The sequence below is a fragment of the Halobaculum sp. EA56 genome (assembly GCF_051195075.1).
Taxonomy (GTDB): Archaea; Halobacteriota; Halobacteria; order Halobacteriales; family Haloferacaceae; genus Halobaculum.
Genome location: NZ_JBNTJX010000016.1, coordinates 1 through 24261, shown reverse-complemented (window position 1 = coordinate 24261; position 24261 = coordinate 1). Strand labels below are relative to the sequence as shown.

Sequence of the window (24261 nt, the reverse complement as noted above, 5' to 3'; positions counted from 1 at the left end):
GAAGGCGCGAGCGAGAGCGCGCAGTCGGTGCTATCGGTCGTCGACGTCGTCGGAAAACCGCGATGTTAGGGGCATCGCGGTGGCGGCGCACGAGCGCCTTCAGTGGTATCTGGAGGATACCAATGTCAAGTAACAACTCGAGTCGCAAGGTCGTTACGGTGGATGAACAGGCATTCGAACGAACCGAAGACGCCGGCGTCGACGAGGACGGCTTCAAGGTCGTCGACGACAAACCGGAGTTCCGAGCGACGGTTCAGCAGGAAAAGCAGGCGAAGGTGGATTCCAACCACCCAGACGGCATCGTCCAGGACTTCTCGCACCTGCCCCTCGCGCAGGAAGAGAAGATTCGCGCCCGGGAGGCCGAACTGGACCACATCAGCGCCCAGGCGGAACTCGGCACCCAAGACGGGCGGGCGAAGCGAACTCGCAAGGTCGTCACCGAACGGCGACAGCGTAAGCGGGCGGAACGCACCCCGGACCGGACGGATCCGCGAGAGCGTCTCTCCCGGATGGAGCTGGCGAAGGTGAACCAGGAAGCAGACCGGATGGCACAGCGGCTTCGCACCGGTCACAGTCGGGCGGCCGTCTCGCGGGCGCTCGCAAAGCGGGTCGCCAAGGGGCAAGACATCACCAAAGCAGTGTTCGACACGATGGATGCACTCAAGGCGGCCCCCGGCGCCATCTGCCCGATCGAGGACGTCCCGGACGTGCAGACGGATGAGGTGAGCATCGAAGGAGAAGTCGTTCAGCTCTGGGATGCTTCCAGCCGGAAGATCGCTCAAGTGGGCTTGGTCGCGGACGACACCGGGAAAATCAAGTTCACCTCGTGGCGAAAATCGGAGCCTGCCTTCGTCCAAGAAGGGGACACCGTCCGAATGCGGGCGGTTAAGAAGAACTGGTACGAGGGACGATGTTCACTCGCCGTGACCTACGACAGTATGATCGTCTTCCCAGAACGCGACCGCCGCTGGTGGGAGGAGTAGGGGCAACGCCCTTTCTTTTTTCGTGAGTGCCGGACCGGCCCAGGCCCCACCGCCCCACCCACCGCTCCGTGCTCGCTCCCGCTGGTCGCTGCGCGCGCAGCCACAACCTCAAGAACCGAGCTGAGATGTATGTCAGAATTCGGGAATTCGCTAACCGCGTGTATCCGTCCGAAATAAAAAGCAACTACCGCCTAGAGAGGTTTTTAGGCTGACTAGAAACATAGAGGGAATATGGTTAAATCGGGAGACGTGGATCAGCGGTGGCAGGATCTATTGCGTAATCCACGAGAAGAGGTCCATCGTGAAATCAAAAGCTGGCTTGATCTGTCTGATAATGTGGACAAGGCAAACGTAGCAAAAGCGATGCTCGCATTAGCGAATTCTGGTGGGGGTCAGATTTTGATTGGATATGAGGAGGTCGGTGAATCATGGGAACCGGATCCATCTCGACCACATCCGATTGACCACTACGATCAAGATACGATTAATGGGATCGTTGAGAAGTTTGCTGAGCCCCAGTTTCACTGTGAAGTATACCATATTGAACATCCAGAATCTGGTGAAGTCTTTCCAATTATCGATGTACCGGGAGACCATCGGGTGCCGATTCGATCAGACAGTGCTGGCCCTGAAGACCAACACGTTACCTACAACACATATTATATTAGGCGGCCAGGGCCAGAAAGTGCAGCACCGAAGACAGGACGTGAGTGGGACGAATTGATTCGGCGGTGTGTCACTGCCTCACGTGATGATCTGTTAGATCGAATGCGAACCGTACTGACGGGGTTCGAAAAAGGAGCAAGTGAAGAAGAGATTGATCCGCTGGATCAGCTTGCTTCGTGGACTGAGGCTATGCGGGAAGACTGGGAAGCCAACGTGATGGACGAGTACGGAAATATGGATAATTCACCCTATCGTCACGGGTACTGGTCATTTGCTTACAGTCTGGATTCTGAGTTTGATCAGCCATCTCTCTCTGAGTTCTTAGATCTACTACGGGAGGTGAAAGGTCATGAAACGGGGTGGCCGGCGTGGCTGATCAGCGAGGATCAGGTACATCCCCGCGATGAGACAATCGAAGGGTGGTATACCGGCGGAACATTCGATGACCCAGCGCACGCAGACTACTGGCGTGCATCCCCAGACGGGATGCTGTTCTTGCTTCGTGGCTATCAGGAAGACAGCAAAGATGAACTTGAGCCAGGTACAGTTTTGGATTATATTCTCCCAATCTGGCGAGTCGGTGAATGCTTGCTACATGCGAAGCGGTTGGGGCGAGAACTCGGTGAGGAAAACACGTCGGTCACCGTGCAAGCCCGATGGACGGGACTAGAGGGACGAACACTGGGCTCAATTGAAAATCGCCGTGGACTTTTCCCTCCGATTGAAAGAGAATCACATCAAGCGACAGTTACGGCCAGTCAACGCTTCACTGTTCAAGATTTTGAAGACGCTCTACCGGAAGTGGTTGAGACCTTGACCCAACCGCTATACCAGATCTTTGATTTCTACGAGCCGCCATCCGATCTAATCCAGAATGAGCTGGACCGGATGCAAAGCCAGTAACAACGCTACTCTAGATGTTCATCCAATTCCCACGCACCTTCATCATCGTAATAGAAACCGGGATGATATCCGAACTGAGAGTTTGATAATGGTCGGAAAAGCGGTGTGAGTTGGTCACGGATACCGTCTTCATCGGACAGACTGAGAGGTGTGAGGCGCGAGGTGCGGTTAGGTTCAGGAAATGCTTCAACCCGGTCAACCTGCCGATGTTGGTCTATTGTCGCGTTCGTGAGATTTGTCCCACTGAGGATTGCATACACCTTCTCGCTGTGTTCATCAGGAAGGACGTCACGATAGAACTGGAGGACGGTGACGAGACTTAATTCAAGATCCTGTGAACTGACTGCATAGTCACAGTCGTATGAATGACCGGTTGGATAGCAGAGCCCGCTCCCCCGGGCCTCATATATGCCAGTATCATACAGAGTTGCCACTGAACTCAGGTCTTTTCGATTCTCGTAGCGAGCGACAATATGGTTCCATGTCGGATCCGCGTGTTCAAACAGTCTATCGGGCCGAAACGATGGTCGACACGTCGCGGGAACAGGCAGTTCCTCAAGTTCTGTGATATCGACAAGACGCGATCCATCAAGAGCACTTTCAGGAACAATATGGAACAAGAGCTGTGGAATTGCATCCTCTGAATTAAGCATATCGAAGCGCTGAAGGTGGTATTCGCGATATAATGTCGACCGATCAACCGCCGGATATTCACGGTTGAGTTCATGGAGACGCCGAAGATGTGAATCACTCATATGCTCCCCCTCTCACCTTAGATAAATATGTATTCGGTCCCCTGTTGTGGCCTTGAGTGCCGCCCCAGTTCCTGCATAGCCAGTTCATTGGTATAAGAATCAGACTCGGTCGCTGTACGCCATCGGTTCCGAGATATCTGAACCGTCTTGTAGAGGTTTATTCCACCCATAATGGGTGAAGGATTCGCTGTACTGGCGAGTTCCTGAACATGGTGAGAACGATGACTACCAGAGACATCTACGAAACTGGCTTCGACGAAGACGTCCAAACAGAGTCGAGCGCTACCCAGTGTCCAGAGTGTGACGGCCGGGTCACTACGAATGCGGTCGAAACGATCTGCGAGGACTGTGGACTTGTTATCGAGGAACAACGTATCGATCACGGGCCGGAGTGGCGGGCGTACGATGCAGACGAGCGCGAGCGAACAGGCGCACCACTCACTACAGCCCGTCACGATCGAGGCATCTCGACCGAGATCGGCCACGGAACCGACGCACACGGGAACGAACTCTCTGGTCAGAAACGCCGGCAGCTGGCCCGGATGCGACGTGAGCAGACCCGTGGTCGCTGGCGGTCCAAAGCGGAACGGAATCTCGCACACGGGTTGGGCGAGGTACGCCGGCTGGCGAGTGCGCTCGAGCTCTCTGAGTCGATTCGTGACCAGGCGTGCCAGCTCTTCCGGAGCGCTCAGAGCGAGGATCTGCTTCGAGGCAGATCCATCGAAGCCATCGGTGCAGCGAGTATCTACGGTACCTGTCGATGTAACCAACACCCGCTTCTCCTCGAGGATGTCGTCGACGCCGCCCGAGTCGAGTCCGCTCGTGTCACCAACGCCTACCGAACACTGAATCGCGAATTAGAGCTCCCAGCACCACCAATGCGCCCGACGTCGTTCATTCCACGCCTGATCTCGGCGCTGGAGTTAGACCACGACATTCGTCGGCGCGCGAACGAACTCGCAGAACGCGCCGAGGGGACAACCCTCACGAACGGCTGTCAGCCATCGGGCGTCGCGGCCGCCTGTGTCTATCTGGCTGCCCAAGAGCAGGGCGCGTTGATTACCCAATCCACCGTCGCGTCGGCAGCAGAGGTGTCAGTCGTGACGCTCCGAAGCCGGCGAGACGAACTCCAAGCGATCTGAGACGCCTCCGGTAGAGGAATACCTACATACAGGCAGAGAGTCTACAAGGGGGTATGGATCTGGACGAGACTGTCGAGTATCTGTCGACAGAACTCGATATCGAGCGGAGTGAGCACGTTCGCGAGGTCGGTCGAGCGGTCGCCGAGCTCCGTGACTGAATCGGTCTCAGGCGGTCAGATTTATCCCGTCGTCGCCGAATCCGTCCCCGCATTTTCTCACCCCTGAGTTTAAATACCAAACCGGGGGAAACGCGGAGCGAATCGATGACTGACCACAACTCAGACCGAGAGGCGTTCCAACCTGTCGGGGAGGGCGCTCTGGTGCCGGACCCAGCGCTGGATCAGCCAGCAGACGGCCAGCCAAGCCGCCAGCGTGAAGCCTCGCATTCGGGTGGGTATCCGGACGGAACAACCGACACAGACCGATCCTGTGTCTCCTGTGGCGCATCGATCCCGGCGTCGCAACGAAAATGCCGGTTCTGTCTCGAACACGAACTTGACGGCGCGTCGGAGTCGGGTGCTGCGAGTTCCGAGCAGACACTGCGTGGTGTGATCCACTTCCTCGTCGAATCGGGGACGTTCTACGGCGCCGTGGCAAGGGGAGCAGCAGCAGCGACACTTCTCTCGTCAGGTCACGACCAGCCCATCGACGACTGTACGCTCATCTACGATCTCGACGACGAGCCCGCACCCCAGCTAACCGAGCGCTGGCCTACGCTCCCCGCTGCTACTGAGGTGACCGCAGCGGCTGGCGACGCGTTACTAACAGCGGCCCGTGAGCGGACAGCGTGGAACGAGAGGAGCGATCGTTCTCAGACGGAGATTCCACGCGTCTATGACGAGCGTGGCCAGGGAATTCGCGATGAGTCGTCCCTCGAGCACACGCTCGACGACAGCGATCAGCTGTGGATCGTCCCAGCAATCGCTGTGGAAACAGTACCCCGCGAAACGAAATCCTCCAGTACCAGAGCTGAAATCCCGACCGTAACAGCCCTCGAGTGCCAGCACTGTACGAAAGAAACAGAACATCGCTTCAGTACACGCGAGTCGCTCCCTGACGAGACCTGGACGGGCCAACCAATCTGGGAGTGCCAAGTGTGTGGCACAGGTCGCTACGGGCCTGCTCCCGAATAGGGCAGTAGGAATCTCACCGTTTAACCAACAGTCTCCGATGGAGATGGCTTCTGTTGGTTAACACGGTGAGTACCCGCAAGTCCGACGTCAGTCATAGCGGGCGTTCATTCGGCAGGTTCGCAGCGGCCTGTCTCTACAAAGCGGGGCGGGAACAGGGGGTGTGGGTAACGCACCGTGACATCGCCAAGTCCGGAAACGTCACGCCGACCACGGCCTGGACGCATCACCAGAGGTTCGATGAACTCGCTGTCTAGACGGGCCAGGTAGGGAGCGAGGGCGCTCCATTCTTCCAGTGGATCGCATCTAGCGCGGGCGGGAACTGCTGTAGTCGGTCATCGAGGACGGCGAGTGGGTGCGCATCGAGAAACGTCGCCTTGTGCCGATCAACCGGCGTGTCTTCGTGATTGAGTTGGATATGACAGGGCCCAAGGTCCGGATGGTCGGCATCTTGGTGGAATCCGAGCATCAGATTTCGGTCCGGTTCGACCCAGTTTATGCGGTAGTATTCGTGGTCGACGCCGGCGGGGTACCAGAAGCGAATCTCCAGTCGTGCTGTCGCCGCGTCGTACGAGTCACTCAGGAACGTCGTCGGATCGACACCCGCGATGACGTACCGGGGTCGGCGTCGAGACGGGCGATAGCGGACCTCTTCACACCCTGGCTGGTTCGTCAATCGGTCGTGAACGTCGCGGAGGAGGGTCCGCTGTGTATAGCGGTCGCGACCGGCAAGAAAGATCATTCTGTGAGAGAGGAGGGTTAGCTCGTGGCGCGGTCAGCCACGTCGGTCATCTGCTCGCGGGCAGCTTCGACGTCGGAGTAGAGTTCCAGTGCGTGCTTGATGAGGCGGCGATCCTCCTCGTTCTCACGCCAGAACGCGATGACGTCGCGGCGGTCCCGGAGCTCCGCACTTGTGAGGTCGCCGTCGGCGAGCGACTGTTCAAGCTCTTCCCACGTCTCGACGTCGTAGGTCGCCTGCCACTCCTCGATCTCCTCGGTAATCGCGGCCAATTCACTCCGCAGCTCCTCGCGGGTATTTTCCTCGATGAGCGTGCGGATCTCCTCGAAGAGCAGTCGCGTGTAGTCCGGTTGGTAGCGCGTCGTCTCGCCGGCCTCGACGCGACGCAACTGGCCCTGGTCGACGAGGTCCTGAAGTTCCTCGTTGGTCGTGCTCCAGGCGGCGTCGGCCTGCTCGCTGATCCAGTTAACTGAGCGGGGTTCGCGAAGTGACTCGGCGACCGCCCGAATGCGGTCGCGGGCGCTCATCGACTCAGTCCACGATTGGACCCCATCTCGCGAGGATTCGGTCATGGTTGGCACCTCTTGGGACAGTGTTCGCGCCCTACTCCCATATATGTTTGTACTGTCTCGCATAATCAAGAATGCCTTGCGGGCGAAGGCGTCCGGACGTTGAAATGCGATACCGACAGAAGGTATGGCCAACCGATGTACGACCGATATTCTGACGTTGAGGAACTACGGCCGACCGGCGAGGCATCCCACAGCCCGGACACAATGTTGGACGACGGGTGTGAGAGTGACCTCCTGGCGGCAACGCGTCGCGACGAGCACTGGTGGCGACCTGATGCGACGACGACAGTCACGTGGAGTGTCTATCCGCGCCGGCGAGTGGTGAGGCGCTACCGATGAATCAGCAAGTCGAACAGGGCTACTGGATGCATCGTGTACTCAGCAATCTCAGCCGCCTCGACGTCGAGCGGTTGGACGACGCGGATCGAGAGCGAGTCGAGACTGCAAGAGACCTCCTGGAAGAAGTGAGCCTACTCACGGGACCAGAGGACGGGAGCGGACCAGACGCCCCAACAGACGACTGATCGTCATCGCCGTCGACGCCAGGGGCACTTCCAGTGTCGGTTTATCGCCCCCCAAGAGGGGTGCGGGGCTTCCCGCGAGTCCAGACATGGCGACACTACAAGCTGCGACGACGTCAACCGGCGCGATCGTATCGGATCCACAGGCTGTCCGCGAACTCTGTGAGAGCTACTGCTTCGGGACGCTCGACTGGGAGGTCACCGACAAGGGCGAACTCACCATCTGGGGGTACGATGACTTCGAAGTGTACGAGGCGCGGGAGAACGGCCTCCCGGACTACGAGGGCGGCATCGTGACCCACGAATTCTTGCGAGAACTTGCCGACCACCTCGAAGCTGACGAGGAACTCGACATCCAGACAGCGGGGTTCACGAAGTGTCGCTTCCCAGTGCTGGCGAAGCGGTACGTCGTTCGCGACGGCGAAGTCCTCTACGCGGATCTCAGTTCCCCCGAACCAATCGAGGAGTAGCGTTGTTCGTCCCCCGAGAGGGGTGCGGGGCGATCCAGTAGCGGTCGCCCCGTGAGGTGATTGCTCGATGGGCCACCGCGCACTCGTTGCGTACGAACGCACAGACGGACAGTACACGCTCCACTACAGCCATTGGGGCGCAGCGAACCTCAAGCTCAAGCACCGAATTTCGGCTGAGTCGCCGTTCGGTGGCGACGACACCAACTCCAAGTGGGCGAAACAGCTGCTGGCTGAACTGGCCGATGGCCTCGAGGCAGATGCGGTCGACGGCTACCTCGCTGACGAGGATCGACCGTCGACGGTCGTCGAGCCGAAGCCCCGCGCCACCGGGCTCACCCTCGACGAGATCATCGCTGACCATCTCGACTACCTCCACCACGAGGCGTTCTACGTGGTGTCACCGACCTTCGAGGTGACCGCCTACCGGACGCTGTGGTTCGGCCTGCAGTACGATTCAGAGACAATCGACAACGGTGAGACGGTCGGGAACGGGGCGCTCGCGACCGTTCGGTGGCACGACGGCGAGCCGGTCGGCGACGGCCATCTGAAGGGGCAGTTCCGGGCGCTGAAGGACGTCGTCGGCGATATGGTCGACAAGGGGGTGTTCACGCCGTCGACGGCGAGGCAGTACCTCAAGCAGAAACTCGGCGAGTGGGTCGGCGAGCGCCAGGAACTGCGCATCCCTGGTGGTGAATCACCGTCGAAAACTGCGTCAGTCGACCGATTATAACGCCAATCCCTTTCTGAGTCCCCACGAACGTCTGGATATGTCAGATCGGGCTGATGACGAGGTGCGAGTATGGCTCGTCGAACGTACCTACTCCGATGATGAACAGAACCTAATCATCCTCACCTACGCGACACCCGACGGCAAACAGTATTATCGGAAAGAGCGGGCACTCACGTCCTTCACCGATATTCGAGATACGACAGCGGCAGTCGATGCGGGGCCCGGCAATCTCGGCACGGTTGATGACCCCGATCTCCAGGACCAATACGCGGCCGAAGCGCAGCGAATGCAGGAGGTCCACGACCCGAACGACGTGATCTGATGCTCACCAGTAGACGTAGTCCCGTGCCATTGGTTATGTCGGAGGAGGCCGTAGACGGGGTATGCGCGAACTCGTCTTCGCCCTCGAATACGAGCCGGGGTGCAATAGGGTGGCGGATGCCCTTGCCGACTACCCCGACGCCCGTGTCCGCTCGCTTTCGTTGCACGCGACTGCCGACCAACTTTGGCGAGTCGACCATGCCACCGGCACTCCGGACGCACTCGACGCCATCGAGGACGCGTTTCGAAACAGCGACTACTACGCCGACTGTCTCGCCACCGAGGACTGCGGCGCCACCCAGACCACCCGCGTCCTTGACCGCACGGACGACACGCTCGTCCTCTACTCCGACTGGGAGCGAACCCCCACCTGCGCCTCGGTTCCCCACATCGCCCGCGACCATCTCGGGGACGGCGTGCTGTTCGAGACCCGTCATGAGGGCCGCCACTACACGTGGCGACTCATCCACTCGGGCGACGGCGACGTGGCGGCATTCTTCGACTCCCTCGAGGTTGCCGTCGAAGAATGCGCTCAGATGGAGATGCTCCGCACCGCGGACACGACGACAGCAGCTGGAGGAAGCGACGAAACACCGAGCGGATTACCCCCGGCGCAGGAAGCCGCCCTCCAAGCCGCCGTCGAACACGGCTACTACGAGTCGCCCCGCGAGGTCGATGTCGGCGAGTTGGCCGAGCATCTCGACGTGCCTCGGTCAACACTTACCTACCGGCTCCGTCGGGCGGAAGAACATTTGGCGAAGCAACACGTCGCCGGCGAGCGGGTAGCGGAAGAACGGCTGGCATCGCACTGACACCGCGGTTGGAATATTCCAACAAAGACATATCGAACTCCCGCTCCTACCGTGAGGTGATGACAGAGAATTCCGATGTGGATACAGCGGGACCACCGAACGGCGGCGGGCAGCGGGAGTTGACTGCCCGTCTCACGGTCCCCGAGATGGACTGTCCGTCGTGTGCGCAAAAAGTCGACAAGAGCCTCCAGCGCGTCGACGGCGTCGTTGAGGCCACGCTCCAGCCGACCACCGGGACAGCTACCATCAAGTACGATCCGGACCGGACTACCAAAGCCGACGTCGTCGCGGCGATCGAAGCCGCCGGCTATGACGTGATCGGCGGAGCAGACGACGAAACCGACGAGTCTGCCGACGGCGTCGATATCGCGCCACCTTCGGAGGTCTGGACGAGTTCTCGCGCGAAGAAGACGTGGCTCGGCGCAGCGTTCGTCATCCTTGGTCTAGTCTTCGAGTTCCTTCTCACCGGCCAGAACGTCGCGATAGCGAGCATCCTCGACTACCCGCTACACATCGCAGATGTCCTGTTCCTCGGTGCCGTCGCGGCCAGTGGCATCCCGGTCGTCCGCAGCGGGTACTACTCCGCGAAGAACCGAAGCCTCGACATCGACCTCCTGATGGGGACAGCGATCATCGCCGCAACCGGCATCGGCTACTTCGTCGAGGCCGCGACGCTGGCCGTCCTGTTCAGCATCGCCGAACTGCTCGAGGACTATGCGATGGACAGGGCACGGGATTCTCTGCGCGAGCTGATGGAACTCTCGCCCGACGAGGCGACCGTCCGTCGCGATGGTGAGGAAGTGACCGTTTCCGTCGAGGAGGTCGACGTTGGCGAGACCGTCGTCGTCCGCCCTGGCGACAAGATTCCGCTCGACGGGACGGTCATCGAAGGCGAGAGTGCAGTCGACCAGTCGCCGATCACGGGCGAGAGCGTCCCCGTCGACAAGACCACCGGCGACGAGGTGTACGCCGGCGCGATCAACGAAGAGGGGTACCTCGAGGTAGAGGTCACCTCGACCGCTGGCGATTCGACGCTCTCGCGTATTATCGAAATGGTACAGGGCGCACAGGCGAAGAAGACCGAGTCTGAGCAGTTCGTCGACAGCTTCTCCGGCTACTACACACCCCTCGTCGTCGTGCTGGCAATCCTGACCGCCGCTATCCCGCCGCTGGTTATCGCTGATCCGGTGGCGGTGGACCTAGCCGGTTACGGGTTCACCTTCGCGGGCGACTGGCAGACGTGGTTCATCCGTGGGCTCACGCTGCTGGTGATCGCCTGCCCGTGTGCGTTCGTCATCTCCACACCCGTCTCGGTGGTGTCGGGCATCACGAGCGCCGCGAAGAACGGCGTCCTGATCAAGGGCGGAAATTACCTGGAAGCGATGGGCGAGGTCGACGCCGTCGCCGTCGACAAGACCGGGACGCTCACCAAGGGCGAACTCGCCGTCACCGACGTCGTTCCGGTGGGTGACACTACGGAGGACGATCTGCTCCGTCGCGCCGCTGGGCTGGAGCAGCGCAGTGAGCATCCCATTGCTACGGCGATTCTCGCCCGTGCTGAGGAGGCGGGCGTGGGCAACCTGCCCGACCCGACGGGTTTCGAGAGCCTCACTGGGAAGGGCATCCGCGGCGAGATCGGCGGCGAGACGTACTATGCGGGCAAGCCCGCGCTCTTCGAGGAACTGGGCTTCGACCTCGCTCGGGCACGCCGCGAGACGGACGGCGGCGTTATGACGGAAGAGGCGACCGAGGGCGAGAACGGGGCGTTCGCCGAGGATGCCCTCTCCGCGCTGGAGCGGGAGGGCAAGACTGTCGTTATCGTCGGGACGGAGTCGAAACTGCTGGGTGCGATCGCCATCGCCGACGAGGTTCGCCCGGCCTCGAAGCGGGCCGTCGAACGCCTGCACGAGCTGGGCGTCGAGCGCGTGGTGATGCTGACCGGCGACAACGAGGGCACCGCCCGCGCCATCGCCGAGCAGGTCGGTGTCGATGAGTATCGCGCCGAACTCCTCCCCGAGGAGAAGGTCGACGCAGTCGAGGAGTTGCAGGCAGAGTACGGGGAGGTCGCGATGGTCGGCGACGGCATCAACGACGCGCCCGCGCTCGCCACCGCGGAGGTCGGCATCGCGATGGGCGCGGCCGGCACCGACACCGCTCTCGAGACGGCCGATATTGCGTTGATGGGCGACGACGTCGGGAAACTCCCGTACCTGTACGACCTGTCGCATACGGCCAACGGGGTGATCCGGCAGAACATCTGGGCGAGTCTCGGCGTGAAGTTCCTGCTCGCGCTGGGCGTGCCACTGGGGCTGGTCAGCGTTGCGTTGGCGGTCGTTGTCGGTGATATGGGGATGAGCCTCGGTGTCACCGGGAACGCGATGCGGTTGTCGCGAATCGAGCCCGATCGGTTCTCCGACACCTGACTCTGCGGCGGGAAGTGCGGGCAGGACGCTCCTCTTTCGCGACTTTCCTGCGCTCTATCGAGACAATTTGCAGTTTGTCTGGGGCAGTAGAGACTGAGCCCCACCGCAGGCTCTGATTTGATGCCCGAGAATCCAGACGACGATCCACTCCACGATTGCGAGTTAAGTCCCGACGCAGTCCTCGGGACGCGCACCTTCCACGATGTCCTGTTCACTGACGATACCGAGACGCCGGTAAACGTGCTCACCGGCGAGACACCCGCACATTCGCAGGCGACCGTCGAGGAAGCGAAGGCGTTCGCTACGAGTATCGATACGGACACACCACAAATCGCGCTCCCGGCCTCTGTCGAGACGCAGATCGAAACCCAGAGCCAACCCTACACGGCGGCCGCGTTCTTCCACTTCAAGGCGACCGGGTCGCTCGAACTGCACCGTGCCTACCACGCCGCCTACGACTCCGACGCGTTCAGCACCGACTTCGAGGCCGACTACGAGTCGGGCGACCTGACGATCACCGTCGAGCAGACTGCCGATTCCTGAACGCGGTCTCCCGAAGCGAGGTTTTTCGAGCGCCGGCGATGGGTGCCGGCGCACCGAGCAGACAGCGCCGAGCGGCGCCCGGTGAGTCGGCACTCCGAGGTGAACCAGATGCATATGGTCATCTACGCGCTGGTGGAAGCACCGACACAGCACGACGCCCTGGTCGAGGGGAAAGCAGTCTTCGACCGTCTCGTCGGCGCGAATCCCCACGGCTGCGCCGTGTTTGATTACTACGTCACGTTCGATGAAGACGACACGACGGTCGCCGGGAAGGCCCGCTGGGGTGACCTGCCGACGGCGGCCCCCATCAACTCAGAGGAGGGCGGTGAACTGCTCGACCGGGCTTGGAAGGCCACGAAAGAGGAGTTTCAGCGGAATCTCGACCGCGTGAAGGAGGCGCTCGACGAGCTCAGCGACGAGGCGATCATGCGCGACGAGGACCTCGCCCGCCACGCGTTCCACCAGGTCGGCGCGTACGAAGGGCCCTCAATCCCGATGTACGACCAGCACGCCCAGGGGATTCGGCATCGAGGCCAGCTCGACCGAGTCCTCGAGGAAGACGAGGACAGCCAGACGCTCTGGATCGTCCCCGCAGACGTTCATTTCTGACCAACGATGCCACGAATCACCAACTGGTCACGAGAGAGTCGCTCACCAACACTCGCGTATCGAAACACCGAGACTGGAGCGCGAGCTGTTCTACACCGGGCGCCGGATTCATACCGGTACAAGTGGCGCGGAGCGATCCTCGTCGACGGCTACCCGATCTGGTCGCGAGGCTTCGAGACGAAGGAGGCGACAACGTTCCGGGATGCGCTTCGGGAGCGGCCAGCGCCCGAACTGAACTGTCCGGAGTGTCCAAACGACGACGTCCTCGTCGGTGAGAAGACAGCTGATGGAGCGACGGTACAGCGCTGGTACGACTGTCCGGACTGTGGGTACGAAGCCCCCTCGCGCATCGTCTACGGCCCTGAACGCTGAGGACGTACACACGCAGGGTGTTTTTCGGCCGGGGCGGAGAGAGTGACCCGGTCGAACCGGGTCGGTCCAACAATGAGTCTCGAAGTACTCGACCGACACAGCGAGGCACTGTTCGAGTTCCTCTGGTGTCCCGTCTGCGGGCAGGAAGTGTTCACCCACATTCCCTTCGAGGGAGTGTTCTGCAAGAACTGTAACACGCAGGTCGTCCTCCAAGAGTCTCGAGAAGACCGTGGCTACGAGGAGGCTGTGCTCGCGTGCTTCGACACCGACTCAACGTGGAACCTTCACGTCGACGAGAAGCTCCGCCGCGACCTGCCTGACGGCTCGGCACGGGCAAAAATCCTCGGTGCACCGGGTGCCTATGAGATCGACTGGTGGAGTCCAGCACCTGGGGAGGATTGGGAGCCGGTCGAGCGTGGTGAATTCGACGACGTGGAGGAACCAGACGAGGTGTCACATCTCGCGTAGCGGATTGCAATCCCGCTACGACTGTGTGGTGTTGTTTCAGCGCCGGCGATGGGTGCCGGCGCACACGCGCCGGCGAGTACCGATGTCGACACGGAGCCAACTCCGATTCGTCCAACGAGTCGAACAGACCGGTGAGACAGATGGCAGCGCCGACCGCGTCGCGCAGGTGTACCGGCATTCGGACGGGTATCCCGGGAGCGTCCTCCGGGATCTCGCACAACTGAAAGAGCTGCTCGATGCGACCCGCGCAGAGCGTGGCCCGGGCTACACGGCGGCGACCTTCGTGTTCCTCGACAAGCTCTCGACGGTCGACCTCTACCTGGATGGCGACCCAGAGCGAACGATCGACGCGGCTCAGCCAGCGGATCTCCTCGAGCCGTCCAATATGGAGCACCTGGACCAGCCGCTGTTCCTGCTGGGCCACGGCGTCGAGAATCCGGCCGACGGCATCCACGGCGACGAGGAGTACCTCTACGTCGTCGAACTCCCGACGGAGAACCCGTTCGACGAGCCGACCGAGTGGACAGTCAAAGTGAGCGGTCACTCCGCGTTCCCCCGCTGGGACGGCCCGACCGACGAGGCCTTCGAGCAGGCGAGCTGGCAGTTCCACGGGTCGCTCGAGGACGCGCTCGCAGAACTGGTCCGGGACGAAGCAGTCGTCAAGTAAAATCCCAAATCGTATTTATACAGTTAGGGTTTAGAAAGACCCAGATGATTTCGAAGGCCGGACTCGCCGTGCTTGACGCGCTGAGTACCGGCCGTGAAGCAACACCGGCGGAACTCGCGGCCGAAACCGGATATTCACGAGACCATCTGTACGACGTACTCAACGAATTGCTCGCAGCGGGATTGCTCACAGAAACCCGTGGGTCCAGCAATCAGCGTCGTGTCCGCATCGCGGAACATCCAGTTACCGAAGCGTATCGAACGCTGCAGTCGGAGTTCAGCCACGTAGACTGGACGGAACTGCTCTCCCCAGCCACACTCCGCGTGTGTTGGTATCTCGATAGACCACGACACATCGCTGATATCGCAGACCGGCTCGGAATCACTCGACAAGGTGTCCACAGCGCGTTATCACCGCTCAAGCACCGAGCACTACTCTCCAGATCTGATTCGAAGTACGCCCTTCATGACGAAGTCTCGCCGCTGTTGGCGTTCGCCCGGGCTACTGTAGAGCACGAACATCGAGCCCGAGTCCGGGAAATCGCTCCCAGTGCCACGATCGCGTGGTGCGATCCGAAGCGAGCACTCGTTCGCCTGCAGACCGACGAGGATACGGACGCACTCCAAGCAGCTCCGGACTGGGAGATGACCGGACTGGGTCGGTTTACAGCGTATGGTCTACAGTTTTTCCTCGCCGGCGAGCCTCCGTTCTGGTATGCTCCGGACGAAGACCTAACGCCTGCTGAAGTCGTATGCCATACGCTCCTTCTGGATAGCGGATCTAGGCGGGTCAGCTATTCGATGCTGCTGATCGAGGCGGAGGATATCGATCAGGAGACACTCGTCGAGACCGCACAGTGGTACGACCTGGAACCCACTGTGAAAGCGTTGTATCGGCCACTTCAGGGCGACTTCGACAGAACAGATGATCTGCCAGTCATCCTCCCAAAAAAGAACGAATATATGGCACTCAAAGACCAGTACGGAGTCGCGTAACACCAACCACGCAGTCTGGCGGAAAATTGCGATGGGTTAGATGATGCCGCCGATCACGAGTAGTCCGACGACGAGCAGCAGCGTCGCAACCACGCTCCCTCCAGCAAGCAGCTTGTTCTCCATCGCCTTCTCGTGGAGGGGCATCTCGGCGTACTCCTTGCGGAACGCGTCGAGGTTCTCCTCGTCGTAGAAGTACTTCCTCTTCAGCGCGAACCGTTCGGTCACCGCACAGCCGGTACAGACCGGCTCCCCTTCGAGCCGTTCGGTCTTGATGTGGGTGTCGCAGGCGATCGCCCCGCAGTTCGGACAGTAGGTATACGTCTCGTCAACGCCGCTCGTCTCGCAGTGGACGCACCGATGGATGCCGTCCTCCAGAGTGACCCGTGAGGGGCCAGCAGAATAGTATTCGTACGGATACGAGTACTCCAGTATCTCTGTCGTCTGCCGAACCTCAGGTAGATACACCGGCTCAATCGATTGCACTGAGATGTCCGAGAGATTCGGCTCACACGTCTTGTTGTACGTGACGTTATTGTCGCCGGTGTAGGTCACCGTCGTCGTGTGGTAATCCTGGAGGCGGTCAACAGCCCACTCCTTGTACTCCGTTTGGGTCTGGCCGAACCGTCGTTCGTCGACGTCGTCGAATACCTCGGTAAACTGCCCGGTATCGAGGGGAACCGTCGCGTGGAAATTCTCGGTGACCAGCGTCGCGACTTCGTCGTCGGCCACCTTCGGATGGCCGCGCTCAGCGTGGACAACGAACTGTGTGCGGTCGTTGATCCGGTGGATGACACCGACTGAGGTCTCGAAGACAGAGTTCGTGTCGGCGGTGATCGCAACCACTGGTCGGAACGTCACTTGCGAGTGCGGCACCGGCAGATCCGCGGCCTCGATGTTCTCAATGTCGCGGAACGCCTCCTGGACAGGTGCGTCGACATCCGCCGCCGGATCGTACGGTCGGAGCGTCTCGTCACAGAGGATCTCGATGCGCCCGTTGTAGAGATCGAGACCGATTTCGTCGGCGATCTCCCGAAGGTCCTCGCCGTCGATCAGCTCGATGGGATAGGGATCGTCGTTCCGCTGGAGCCGGTCAGCGTACTCCTCGGCAGGGTTCGTAAATCGACCTGTGGTGGCGACCATCCCTCGCTTCGGGCCGTCGAAGTCGAACGTCGCGATGGCCGAGTGCAGCTTCTGGACGACCGGCCGGCCGACCGTCCCGGTGTGCTTGCACTCGACGATGATCGCCCGTCGCGTGCCGTCGACGATCTCCTCCATGATGACGTCGCGCCCCTCGTCGGCCGTCCGCTCGGCCTGGCGGACGTTTTCGTAGCCGAGGTTCCGGAAGACGTCCTCCATCAAGTCCTCGAACTCGAATCCCGAGAGGTCGTCCAGTACAGCCATCCGAATGTAATTGGACAGTATCTTGCTATGACTATATACGTTGCCGACGGTGGCGACGAAGTCGCGACGACGTGAGCGCTGGTGTTGTTGTTCGTCCCGCAAGGGGTGCGGGACGACACATTCGTCCCGGATTACCGATGAGTTCTGAGAGCAACAGCGAGAGCGCCCCCGACAACTGGTGGTTGCAACGCCGAACAGATGACGACCATTTCGTGTTCGCCTACGAGTTCTCGAAATCCGTCCTTTGCCACGTCCAGCAACCCTCGGACTGGCTGGTCCGGATCGATCGAGCCGATGGGACGATCCTCTTCAGTCAGCACGACCTCCGGTCGCGAGCAGCGGCGTTCGACCTCGCCAAGAGCGTCATGGAGCTCTGTACGATGCTCCATCGGGAGGTCGTCACGGAGCGAAGTCAAGCGCGAAAACCGATGTACGTCGGGCCCCGACCAACCGAGGCCGCGAGTGGGAGCAATCAGGGAGCCGGACCTGGTCCAGATACCGCCCGTCGGCCGTCGGATTCCTTCCCCCGCCAGCCCCCAGAACGACCACGAGGTATGGGTCACTGGGAGGGTGGGTTCCGATGACCGGCGGCCGAGCGTACCGCGGTGAACGCTGTATGGGTGGACAGCTGGTGTACACGCCCGATGGCGACGTACTGGACAAGCACCTCCACGTCTTGCGCCGCGCTCCTGGTGGATTCGACTGGGGACCGGAGGCCGACGAGGCCTGCATCGATCAACTCGCGATCGCGCTGCTGGCCGATTCAGCGACGAAGAAGATCGCACTCGACCACTACAAGGAGTTCGCGCAGTACCTGCGTGAAGAGCTCGAGGGTGACGAGTGGCGGCTCCCGACCAGCGACATTTCGGCCGATACCTGGTCGCGAGACATCGACGTGGCTGATGAGACGCCCTCACCGGAGGACGTCGACATCACGGCAGTCGATTTCGACGAGATGACCTTCGCGGTCGAGCGAGCGCTCTGCGAGCAGCACGACATTAGCATCCACCAGAGCGTCGACGACCGCCGCGAGGAACTGGAAGACGCCCGCCAGGCAGTCCAATCAGAAACTACCGACTCGGAGGAGTCACAGACCGACACCGGCGGGTTCGAGTTCCCCGCAGCTAGCCAGTAGGGACGGTGAGGGCGTTTCCGGCTCTGTTTGTAGAACCCCCGAGAGGGGTGCGGGGGTCACCACTCCCGCAACGTACCGATGAACGGGAACGCCCGACGCACCACGTCGAACGTAGTCCAGACAGAAGCGCTCGCTAACCGTCGCGACGACTCCGTCGAATACGTCGGCTTTCGCATCGACGGCCAGGCCGTCGTTCTGAATCTCTCCGAACACCAGCGTCTCACTCCCGATCGAAGTCTCGATCTGGTCAACCACAGCCCGACAGGCTTCGAGTGGGGATACGCTGGAAGCGGGCCCGCACAGCTCGCCTGTGGGCTCCTCCTCGACTACTACAACGACGCCCAGATCGCGAGAGAACACTACATTGGGTTCCGGAATTGCGTGATCAGCCAGCTCGAGTGTGATGGCCCCGCGGCGTGCTGGCACCTCACAGGTGAAGAAATCGACGCGGCGATGGCGACGATCACCGACGATGTCGTCGCCCTTCCCGACGGCGGGGGGCCGTCACCGTCACTCCCCGAGAACTGGCGAACGGTCACTCGCCCTGACCGACGAGTCTTCCAGCGGGCTGATCGCGACCACTACATCGTGCTCGGGGAGGGAACCGACGGCTGGCTGGCCGTCCTCTGCAGTCAGGGAGACCGCGCCTACCCGGCACCCCTAGCGAGCCGGACGGTTTCGGGCGATGCCGATGTCGATCGGGCCGTCCGGGCCCTCGTCGACGAGAGCAACGACCTCATCGAGCCACCGGAGGGGGAGTGCTGATGGAGACGCTTCGGTTGTCGCGAGCCACCCACCAGTTGCTCGAACGGGGGGTCGAGGCGCTCGAGAAAATCGGTCGCGAACTGGAACGGTACAACGACCGGCAAGAGCAGACTGACGGTACCGACTCGTGACGCAGACACGTTCTCCCGGCCAGCGAGTGAGTACCGGGTTCCAGTACACGCGCACTCCCGAGGGGTGCTCGTGTCCCATTCATCGCGACGGCCAGCCGTTCACGGCGCCGCTCGGCTTGCGGTTCGCAGAGCGCGTCCATATCGAATCGATCCCGCGCCACGTCGCCGGCGCGATCTACGAAGCCCATCATTCCTATATGGACAGTGTCCCGCGGACGAACCTCGTCCATCACGGGCTCTGTTACCAGGACCAGCTACTGGGTGCGATTACCTGGCGCTATCCGCTGATTCGCTCGCTGGAGTACGACGGGACGCGATACGAGGGTGACGAGATCGTCGAGGCAGCACGGATCTGCATCGGCGTCGACTTCCCGAACCTCGCCTCTGCCGCCCTCGCCCGGTCGATGGAACGGTTCGTGCGCCGGCACGGCCGGCGGCGAGGCGTTCGCCTTCTGCTGACGTTCGTGCGAGCTGACTTCGATGGCTCGATGATCAAAGCGCTCAGAGACAAGGGCTGGCACTGTGCCGGGAAAACGGAACCCGGACAGGCAGGTAACCGACCCGACAAGCAAATCCGAGAGCGGCCGAAATGGCGGTTTCTCTGTGAAGTTCCTGCTGAGTCGAGACGGGAACAGACCTCACTCGGACGGTGGACCCCGTGACCACGAACGCTCGCCTCATTGAGTTCGCAGCAGAGGAAGACTCGAACAACCAGCCGGAGCGCGATCCATCAGTGGTTGAGCGACTGTTGGACCCGATATCACCGGCCCTCGGGCTGCGACTCATCCCTGGTCGGGGTGACCCGGTGTACCTCCAAAATAGGGGCACCGAACGCTACCTGTTCCGGGATGCCCACGAGCGGTGGTTCATCCTCCAGCCCTCGGCCAAGGAGTCGGTCGACGACTTCGTTCGCTGGGTGTATCTCCCCGAGGGCAAGCCCGCCGAGATCGCCCGAATAGCGATCCGTCAACGGACGGTTCTCGGCTACAGGTACGTTCAGCGGAGTGAGGCTCCGGAGCCGGTCGCGACGACTGTGACAGCGAGGTATGTCAGTGAGCCCTGGCCCGACGATGTCTACGAGTGTGGTCCCTGTGGTGAGCTGTTTGACGAACCACAGACCCACGCTGTTCATTGTTGGAAAGAACACTTCTGGATTCCAAATCCCAAGCAGATTCGCCGTGCGCGAAGGAAATAACATATAGTTGTTATTTAATGACCAATCTCTATATCGTTTGAATTTGTGTGTGGTAATATGGCGACAAGGATGGCCACCCGACTTGAGGACTACTTCGAGCAACGAACGGACGGAAAGCTCCGTAGCATCGTGAAATACGAGGAGAGTTCCTACGAGATCATCCACCTCAGGGATGATGTTGCCAAGCAATATACGCCGGACGAGCTTGAATCGGCAATCGATGAGTCCCGGATGGAATCGTTAGCTGCCCCAATATATGAGAACACGTTCTCAGAAGGCCACGGACAGCTCACGTGCCTTGTACAGTGCTTCGAGAATGTTATTGAGATGAATTTCGTTCTCGACGATGGGATTGGGGCCGCAGTCGCTCTTGATGCTGAAGCCATGGGTGATGCTCACGGGCTTGTAGCTGAGGCAAGGCAAATCGTCCTCGAAGAGCGAGAGTAGTCGCCGATACTGGGCCATCCAGCCGCATTTTGAGAGGTTCTTCACGCCTATCGGCGACAGTTGATTAACCAACGAATTCCGAGGGACCAGAGTGAGTGTTGGTTAAGTGGTGTTGTTGTTGCGCCCGGCAGAGGGGCGCAGGGCGCGAGACGATGCAGGCGGCCGTCGATGAGCGTTCCTGCGTCGAGGTGACTGAAATGAAGGACCCAGAGTCGAGAACCATCTTCGCTGGCGTCGATGGACGTACCGACACCGAACTGCCCAAGTGGTACCGACAGCGGCACGGGGGCGAAAACCCCGTGAGCTTCGCCGAGGCGATCCGTGACCTCCCGCAGGCCGTCGAGACGACCGTGGCGTACCAGAATCCCTATACTGACGAGTGGGTCGAGACGGAGCGGTTCAACGCGCTCGTCGAGCCAAGTCGCGCTCGCTCGCAGGCCCGAGAAGGGGACGCCGAGACCGATCCGCTATTTCACGTTCCGACGGACAGCTACGCGATCATTAACCCCGTCGACGTCTACGGACCGCTGGAGGAGGTCCTTCGCGAAGAGACCATCGATGGGACGCCGCTGGGTGACGTGATGTTCGGCGAGATCCGGCGCTACCGGAGCGGCGGCGAGGTCCATATGGACATCATGTTCGACGGCCTCGAAGTGCACCTCCCCGGCCGGTCGGACCCGATCACGATGGGCGTCACGTCGGGTTACGACTTCTTCGGTGAGCACGCCGTCTACGTCGAGGGGTTCGCTCAGGACGGGTATTGTTCGAACACGATGCGTTCGCTCACCGACAAGGAGGTCATCAAACACGTCGGCGACGTGTGGAACTTCCGGAGCTGGTGGGAGGAACTCCTCGCACAGGTCGAACTCGTCGCTGACGACCTCTTCGAGTTCATCCGGGACGCCCAGGACATCGACCTCGACTTCTCGGAGCTGCCGTTCACCGTCACGGAGTTTTATAGTCTGCTGGGCTTCCCGGACTACCTGGCCGAGCGCGCTGCGAGCGATGCGGAGGCCAACGCGCCCTCACCGATCGAGATCGATATGTGGACGCTGCATTCCGGGGCGACGTACGCGCTGACCCACTTCTTCCAGGGCAAGGAGGGTGCGTCGCTGGACGGCTACGTTCGCACGGCCAACGACATTCTGTTCAACCCAGAGGGCACCATCGAGCGTGTCGAACGCGCTTACGAGGAGCAGCTGGAGACAGACGGCGATGACGGGTCGCAGGCGTCGCTCGCCGGCGAGCGGGCGCTCGCGAGCATTGAGCGGGTCAACGAAGATCTACAGGAGAAGGTCGACCAGTTCGAGGAGCGTGAGGACGCGCTCCGTGAGCGGTTCCAAGATGCGATGAGCTGATTGTCGGAGCGGCGTTCATTGATACAATTCTAAAATAATAGTCTACGTGAAAGATTCTGGCTCCTCGTTATATTCGACTACTAATTCAACATCCTCAGGACCGAGTTCATCGCGTTCCGCTTCCAGCGTCTCAAGAGCGTCTTTAACAGGGAAGAAATCCGGCTTCTCGAGTGCATCTTCTGTCGCCCAGGCGTATCGAATCGTTTGCTGGGAATCGATAAGGAACACGGCACGCTGCGGGACGCGCTCGTGATTCTCCCATTCGTCATAACAGATGTCATATGACTCAGCAACCCGCCCGGAACTATCACTAAGTAACGGGAAATTGAGGCCGTATTCCTCGGCGAATGCTCGGTGGGCGTAGACGCTGTCACCAGAAACTGCCCAGACATCGAGAGCTGGCGTCAGCTGAAACCACTCCGCATCGCGAATCGCACACAGTTCGTTTGTACAAACAGGACTGAAATCAAATGGGTAAAATACCAGCAATGCAGCCCGATCATTGGCAGTTGTCTCATCCAAGCAGTACCCGGTTTGTTCTCCGTCACGGAAACCCGGAAGAGTAAATGACGGTGCAGACGCTCCCTCGTTTATCATGCGACATAGTCGCACACGAAGACAGGATAGTCTTTGGGTCAGCACTGCGATCTGAATTGTTGACTACTTGATGGGGGATGAAATCCATTAGAACCCGTACGTCAGGAGTTCGCCGTCGCCCACTCAAGAAGGGGTTCTAATCTCGAACGAATCTCATCCCCCTCGGCAGTTAGCGCGTATTCGACGCGTGGCGGAATTTCGTTGTACTGCGTCCGTGAGACGAGTCCTGCCTCCTCGAACTCGTCGAGGCGTTTCGAGATTGTCGAGGTACTCGCCGTCGGGAGGTGCTCCTCAATCTCCGCGAACCGCAGCGAATCGTGTGCGCCGATGATACTGACGAGTTGCATCGCGTATTTTCGGCTCAATGTGTCGATAACTCCTGTGAGCGGGCAGTAGCACGTCCCGTCGACATCGCACTCTGGCGCCGATGAAGTAGTATCTGCCATAGCTTCGTGGACTCCAACCTACTCTATAGCTTCGGACTCTGGAGTATAAGAACTTCCCGTCGTAAAGTTTCGGTATAGATGACTCACACATCCGACTATGATCTCGTGATTCTCGGTGGGGGCGCCGCAGCCTTCGCCGCGATCACTGAAGCGAGCCGACGGGACCTCTCGACGGCGATGGTGAATACCGGCTTGCCCATCGGCGGGACGTGCGTGAACGTCGGCTGTGTCCCGAGTAAGCATCTGCTCGCCGTCGCCGAGAGCGGCGCTGCAGCGTCGGAGAACCCTTTCGACGCCGTCCGATACCCCGAGGAGCCGACCGTGGATTGGGCCGCCGCCCTCGACGACACCGACGAACTCGTCGAGCGGTTCCGGCAGGAGAACTACGTCGACATCGCTGAGCACTTCGAGACCGACATCTACGAGGGCTATGGCCGGCTCGTCGACGACACGACCATCGAGGTCGTCGACGGCGCCGACGAGGGCGCGCGCATCACTGGAGAAAAGGCCCTCGTCGCGACCGGCAGTTCACCGTGGGCGCCGCCCATCGACGGCCTCTACGACGTCGACTACTACACGAGTGAGACCATCCTCGAGGAGCGCGACCTTCCCGAGAGTATCCTAATGCTCGGTGGGGGATACATCGCGCTGGAGTGGGGACAGATCCTGCACCGTGTCGGCATCGACGTGACGGTTCTCCAGCGCTCCGACCGCGTCCTCTCGGACATGGAAGGCCAACTTGGTCGCGAGATGCAGCGTGCATTCGAGGAGGAGGGCATCGAGGTGATCACCGGCAACGACTTCCAGCGCGTCCGCACGCTAGCAGCTGACGGCGGCGCCGAAGCGATTCAGTCAGGCGTCGCCGTCGAAACGACCATCGACGGAGACGAGCGAACGGTCACCGGCGACGCGCTGTTCGTCGCGACCGGCGTCCAGCCGAATAGCGAGGGCATCGGCCTCGAAAC

The 24261-nt window shown here is 60.7% G+C and carries 30 protein-coding genes and 1 pseudogene; 25 read left to right on the top strand and 6 right to left on the bottom strand.

The genetic code is table 11. The features are described from left to right. The first annotated feature begins 122 nt into the window (after positions 1–122). Complete coding sequence (locus ACQUQ1_RS18340) at positions 123–983, top strand: hypothetical protein (RefSeq protein ID WP_004594516.1); 861 nt, start codon at positions 123–125, stop codon at positions 981–983. 231 nt (positions 984–1214) lie between these two features. Further along, complete coding sequence (locus ACQUQ1_RS18335) at positions 1215–2552, top strand: AlbA family DNA-binding domain-containing protein (protein WP_011222445.1); 1338 nt, start codon at positions 1215–1217, stop codon at positions 2550–2552. 5 nt (positions 2553–2557) lie between these two features. Here ACQUQ1_RS18335 and ACQUQ1_RS18330 read toward each other — a convergent pair whose 3' ends face one another. Then, positions 2558–3307 (bottom strand): hypothetical protein, encoded by a 750-nt coding sequence (locus ACQUQ1_RS18330; RefSeq protein ID WP_011222446.1) that lies wholly within the window; start codon positions 3305–3307, stop codon positions 2558–2560. Positions 3308–3528: 221 nt separating this feature from the next. Between ACQUQ1_RS18330 and ACQUQ1_RS18325 the strand changes: the two genes are divergently transcribed. From ACQUQ1_RS18325 to ACQUQ1_RS18315, 3 genes and pseudogenes are all read left to right on the top strand, one after another. Next, the gene (locus tag ACQUQ1_RS18325) at positions 3529–4449 is read left to right on the top strand and encodes a transcription initiation factor IIB (protein WP_049938512.1); all 921 of its coding nucleotides are present in this window, start codon (positions 3529–3531) and stop codon (positions 4447–4449) included. A 263-nt stretch (positions 4450–4712) separates the two neighbouring features. Continuing rightward, the gene (locus ACQUQ1_RS18320; protein ID WP_011222448.1) at positions 4713–5582 is read left to right on the top strand and encodes a hypothetical protein; all 870 of its coding nucleotides are present in this window, start codon (positions 4713–4715) and stop codon (positions 5580–5582) included. A 93-nt stretch (positions 5583–5675) separates the two neighbouring features. Continuing rightward, positions 5676–5836 (top strand): annotated as a pseudogene (locus ACQUQ1_RS18315) (transcription initiation factor IIB family protein); the annotation flags it as partial. Here the strand turns inward: ACQUQ1_RS18315 and ACQUQ1_RS18310 are convergent. Then, positions 5833–6321, bottom strand: a complete 489-nt coding sequence (locus ACQUQ1_RS18310; protein ID WP_011222449.1) for a hypothetical protein — start codon at positions 6319–6321, stop codon at positions 5833–5835. The pseudogene ACQUQ1_RS18315 and the gene ACQUQ1_RS18310 overlap by 4 nt on opposite strands. 17 nt (positions 6322–6338) lie before the next feature. After that, positions 6339–6890 (bottom strand): DUF7342 family protein, encoded by a 552-nt coding sequence (locus ACQUQ1_RS18305; RefSeq protein ID WP_049938513.1) that lies wholly within the window; start codon positions 6888–6890, stop codon positions 6339–6341. 335 nt (positions 6891–7225) lie between these two features. Between ACQUQ1_RS18305 and ACQUQ1_RS18300 the strand changes: the two genes are divergently transcribed. The 12 genes from ACQUQ1_RS18300 (at position 7226) to ACQUQ1_RS18245 (ending at position 15821) form a co-directional block, all read left to right on the top strand. Beyond that, positions 7226–7414, top strand: coding sequence for a hypothetical protein (locus ACQUQ1_RS18300; RefSeq protein WP_004594506.1), 189 nt, complete (start codon positions 7226–7228; stop codon positions 7412–7414). 86 nt (positions 7415–7500) lie between these two features. After that, the gene (locus ACQUQ1_RS18295; protein WP_004594505.1) at positions 7501–7881 is read left to right on the top strand and encodes a hypothetical protein; all 381 of its coding nucleotides are present in this window, start codon (positions 7501–7503) and stop codon (positions 7879–7881) included. Positions 7882–7948: 67 nt separating this feature from the next. Beyond that, entirely contained in the window at positions 7949–8611 is a 663-nt protein-coding gene (locus tag ACQUQ1_RS18290; RefSeq protein ID WP_004594504.1) for a DUF6735 family protein, read from the top strand. A gap of 37 nt (positions 8612–8648) precedes the next feature. Continuing rightward, positions 8649–8933, top strand: coding sequence for a hypothetical protein (locus ACQUQ1_RS18285; protein ID WP_004594503.1), 285 nt, complete (start codon positions 8649–8651; stop codon positions 8931–8933). A gap of 61 nt (positions 8934–8994) precedes the next feature. Further along, positions 8995–9744, top strand: coding sequence for a helix-turn-helix domain-containing protein (locus ACQUQ1_RS18280; RefSeq protein WP_004594502.1), 750 nt, complete (start codon positions 8995–8997; stop codon positions 9742–9744). Between the two features lie 59 nt (positions 9745–9803). Then, a complete protein-coding gene (locus ACQUQ1_RS18275; protein ID WP_435065725.1) occupies positions 9804–12167 on the top strand; it encodes a heavy metal translocating P-type ATPase in 2364 nt (787 codons plus the stop codon). A gap of 120 nt (positions 12168–12287) precedes the next feature. Continuing rightward, positions 12288–12710 (top strand): hypothetical protein, encoded by a 423-nt coding sequence (locus ACQUQ1_RS18270; RefSeq protein ID WP_011222452.1) that lies wholly within the window; start codon positions 12288–12290, stop codon positions 12708–12710. Between the two features lie 108 nt (positions 12711–12818). Continuing rightward, positions 12819–13319 (top strand): hypothetical protein, encoded by a 501-nt coding sequence (locus tag ACQUQ1_RS18265; protein WP_011222453.1) that lies wholly within the window; start codon positions 12819–12821, stop codon positions 13317–13319. Positions 13320–13325: 6 nt separating this feature from the next. Beyond that, the gene (locus ACQUQ1_RS18260) at positions 13326–13691 is read left to right on the top strand and encodes a DUF7568 family protein (RefSeq protein ID WP_011222454.1); all 366 of its coding nucleotides are present in this window, start codon (positions 13326–13328) and stop codon (positions 13689–13691) included. A gap of 72 nt (positions 13692–13763) precedes the next feature. After that, positions 13764–14159 carry a DUF7567 family protein gene (locus ACQUQ1_RS18255; RefSeq protein WP_011222455.1) on the top strand — a complete coding sequence of 132 codons (396 nt, stop codon included), beginning with the start codon at positions 13764–13766 and terminating at the stop codon, positions 14157–14159. Between the two features lie 82 nt (positions 14160–14241). Further along, positions 14242–14826, top strand: coding sequence for a hypothetical protein (locus ACQUQ1_RS18250; RefSeq protein ID WP_011222456.1), 585 nt, complete (start codon positions 14242–14244; stop codon positions 14824–14826). 44 nt (positions 14827–14870) lie between these two features. Next, entirely contained in the window at positions 14871–15821 is a 951-nt protein-coding gene (locus tag ACQUQ1_RS18245; protein WP_011222457.1) for a hypothetical protein, read from the top strand. A 36-nt stretch (positions 15822–15857) separates the two neighbouring features. Here the strand turns inward: ACQUQ1_RS18245 and ACQUQ1_RS18240 are convergent, their stop codons facing one another. Beyond that, positions 15858–17222, bottom strand: coding sequence for a restriction endonuclease (locus ACQUQ1_RS18240; RefSeq protein ID WP_435065727.1), 1365 nt, complete (start codon positions 17220–17222; stop codon positions 15858–15860). A 616-nt stretch (positions 17223–17838) separates the two neighbouring features. Here ACQUQ1_RS18240 and ACQUQ1_RS18235 point away from each other — a divergent pair. From ACQUQ1_RS18235 to ACQUQ1_RS18205, 7 genes are all read left to right on the top strand, one after another. Further along, positions 17839–18357 (top strand): DUF6166 domain-containing protein, encoded by a 519-nt coding sequence (locus tag ACQUQ1_RS18235; protein ID WP_430506198.1) that lies wholly within the window; start codon positions 17839–17841, stop codon positions 18355–18357. Positions 18358–18435: 78 nt separating this feature from the next. Continuing rightward, complete coding sequence (locus ACQUQ1_RS18230; RefSeq protein ID WP_435065724.1) at positions 18436–19122, top strand: DUF6166 domain-containing protein; 687 nt, start codon at positions 18436–18438, stop codon at positions 19120–19122. Continuing rightward, complete coding sequence (locus ACQUQ1_RS18225; protein ID WP_011222462.1) at positions 19122–19253, top strand: hypothetical protein; 132 nt, start codon at positions 19122–19124, stop codon at positions 19251–19253. Before ACQUQ1_RS18230 ends, ACQUQ1_RS18225 begins: the two co-directional genes overlap by 1 nt. 26 nt (positions 19254–19279) lie before the next feature. Beyond that, on the top strand, positions 19280–19915 hold the full coding sequence (locus ACQUQ1_RS18220) for a hypothetical protein (protein WP_049938500.1): 636 nt from the start codon (positions 19280–19282) through the stop codon (positions 19913–19915). Continuing rightward, complete coding sequence (locus ACQUQ1_RS18215) at positions 19912–20448, top strand: hypothetical protein (RefSeq protein ID WP_332379496.1); 537 nt, start codon at positions 19912–19914, stop codon at positions 20446–20448. Before ACQUQ1_RS18220 ends, ACQUQ1_RS18215 begins: the two co-directional genes overlap by 4 nt. Positions 20449–20505: 57 nt before the next feature. Next, on the top strand, positions 20506–20895 hold the full coding sequence (locus ACQUQ1_RS18210) for a hypothetical protein (protein WP_011222465.1): 390 nt from the start codon (positions 20506–20508) through the stop codon (positions 20893–20895). Between the two features lie 197 nt (positions 20896–21092). Continuing rightward, on the top strand, positions 21093–22253 hold the full coding sequence (locus tag ACQUQ1_RS18205) for a hypothetical protein (protein ID WP_435065723.1): 1161 nt from the start codon (positions 21093–21095) through the stop codon (positions 22251–22253). Positions 22254–22295: 42 nt separating this feature from the next. On the opposite strand, the gene ACQUQ1_RS18200 is transcribed toward ACQUQ1_RS18205, so the two are convergent. Beyond that, positions 22296–22850, bottom strand: coding sequence for a peroxiredoxin (locus ACQUQ1_RS18200; protein WP_435065722.1), 555 nt, complete (start codon positions 22848–22850; stop codon positions 22296–22298). 101 nt (positions 22851–22951) lie between these two features. Next, complete coding sequence (locus ACQUQ1_RS18195) at positions 22952–23296, bottom strand: winged helix-turn-helix transcriptional regulator (protein WP_435065721.1); 345 nt, start codon at positions 23294–23296, stop codon at positions 22952–22954. Between the two features lie 78 nt (positions 23297–23374). Here ACQUQ1_RS18195 and ACQUQ1_RS18190 point away from each other — a divergent pair. Further along, on the top strand, positions 23375–24261 hold an 887-nt coding region (locus tag ACQUQ1_RS18190; protein WP_435065720.1), incomplete at its 3' end, for an FAD-dependent oxidoreductase.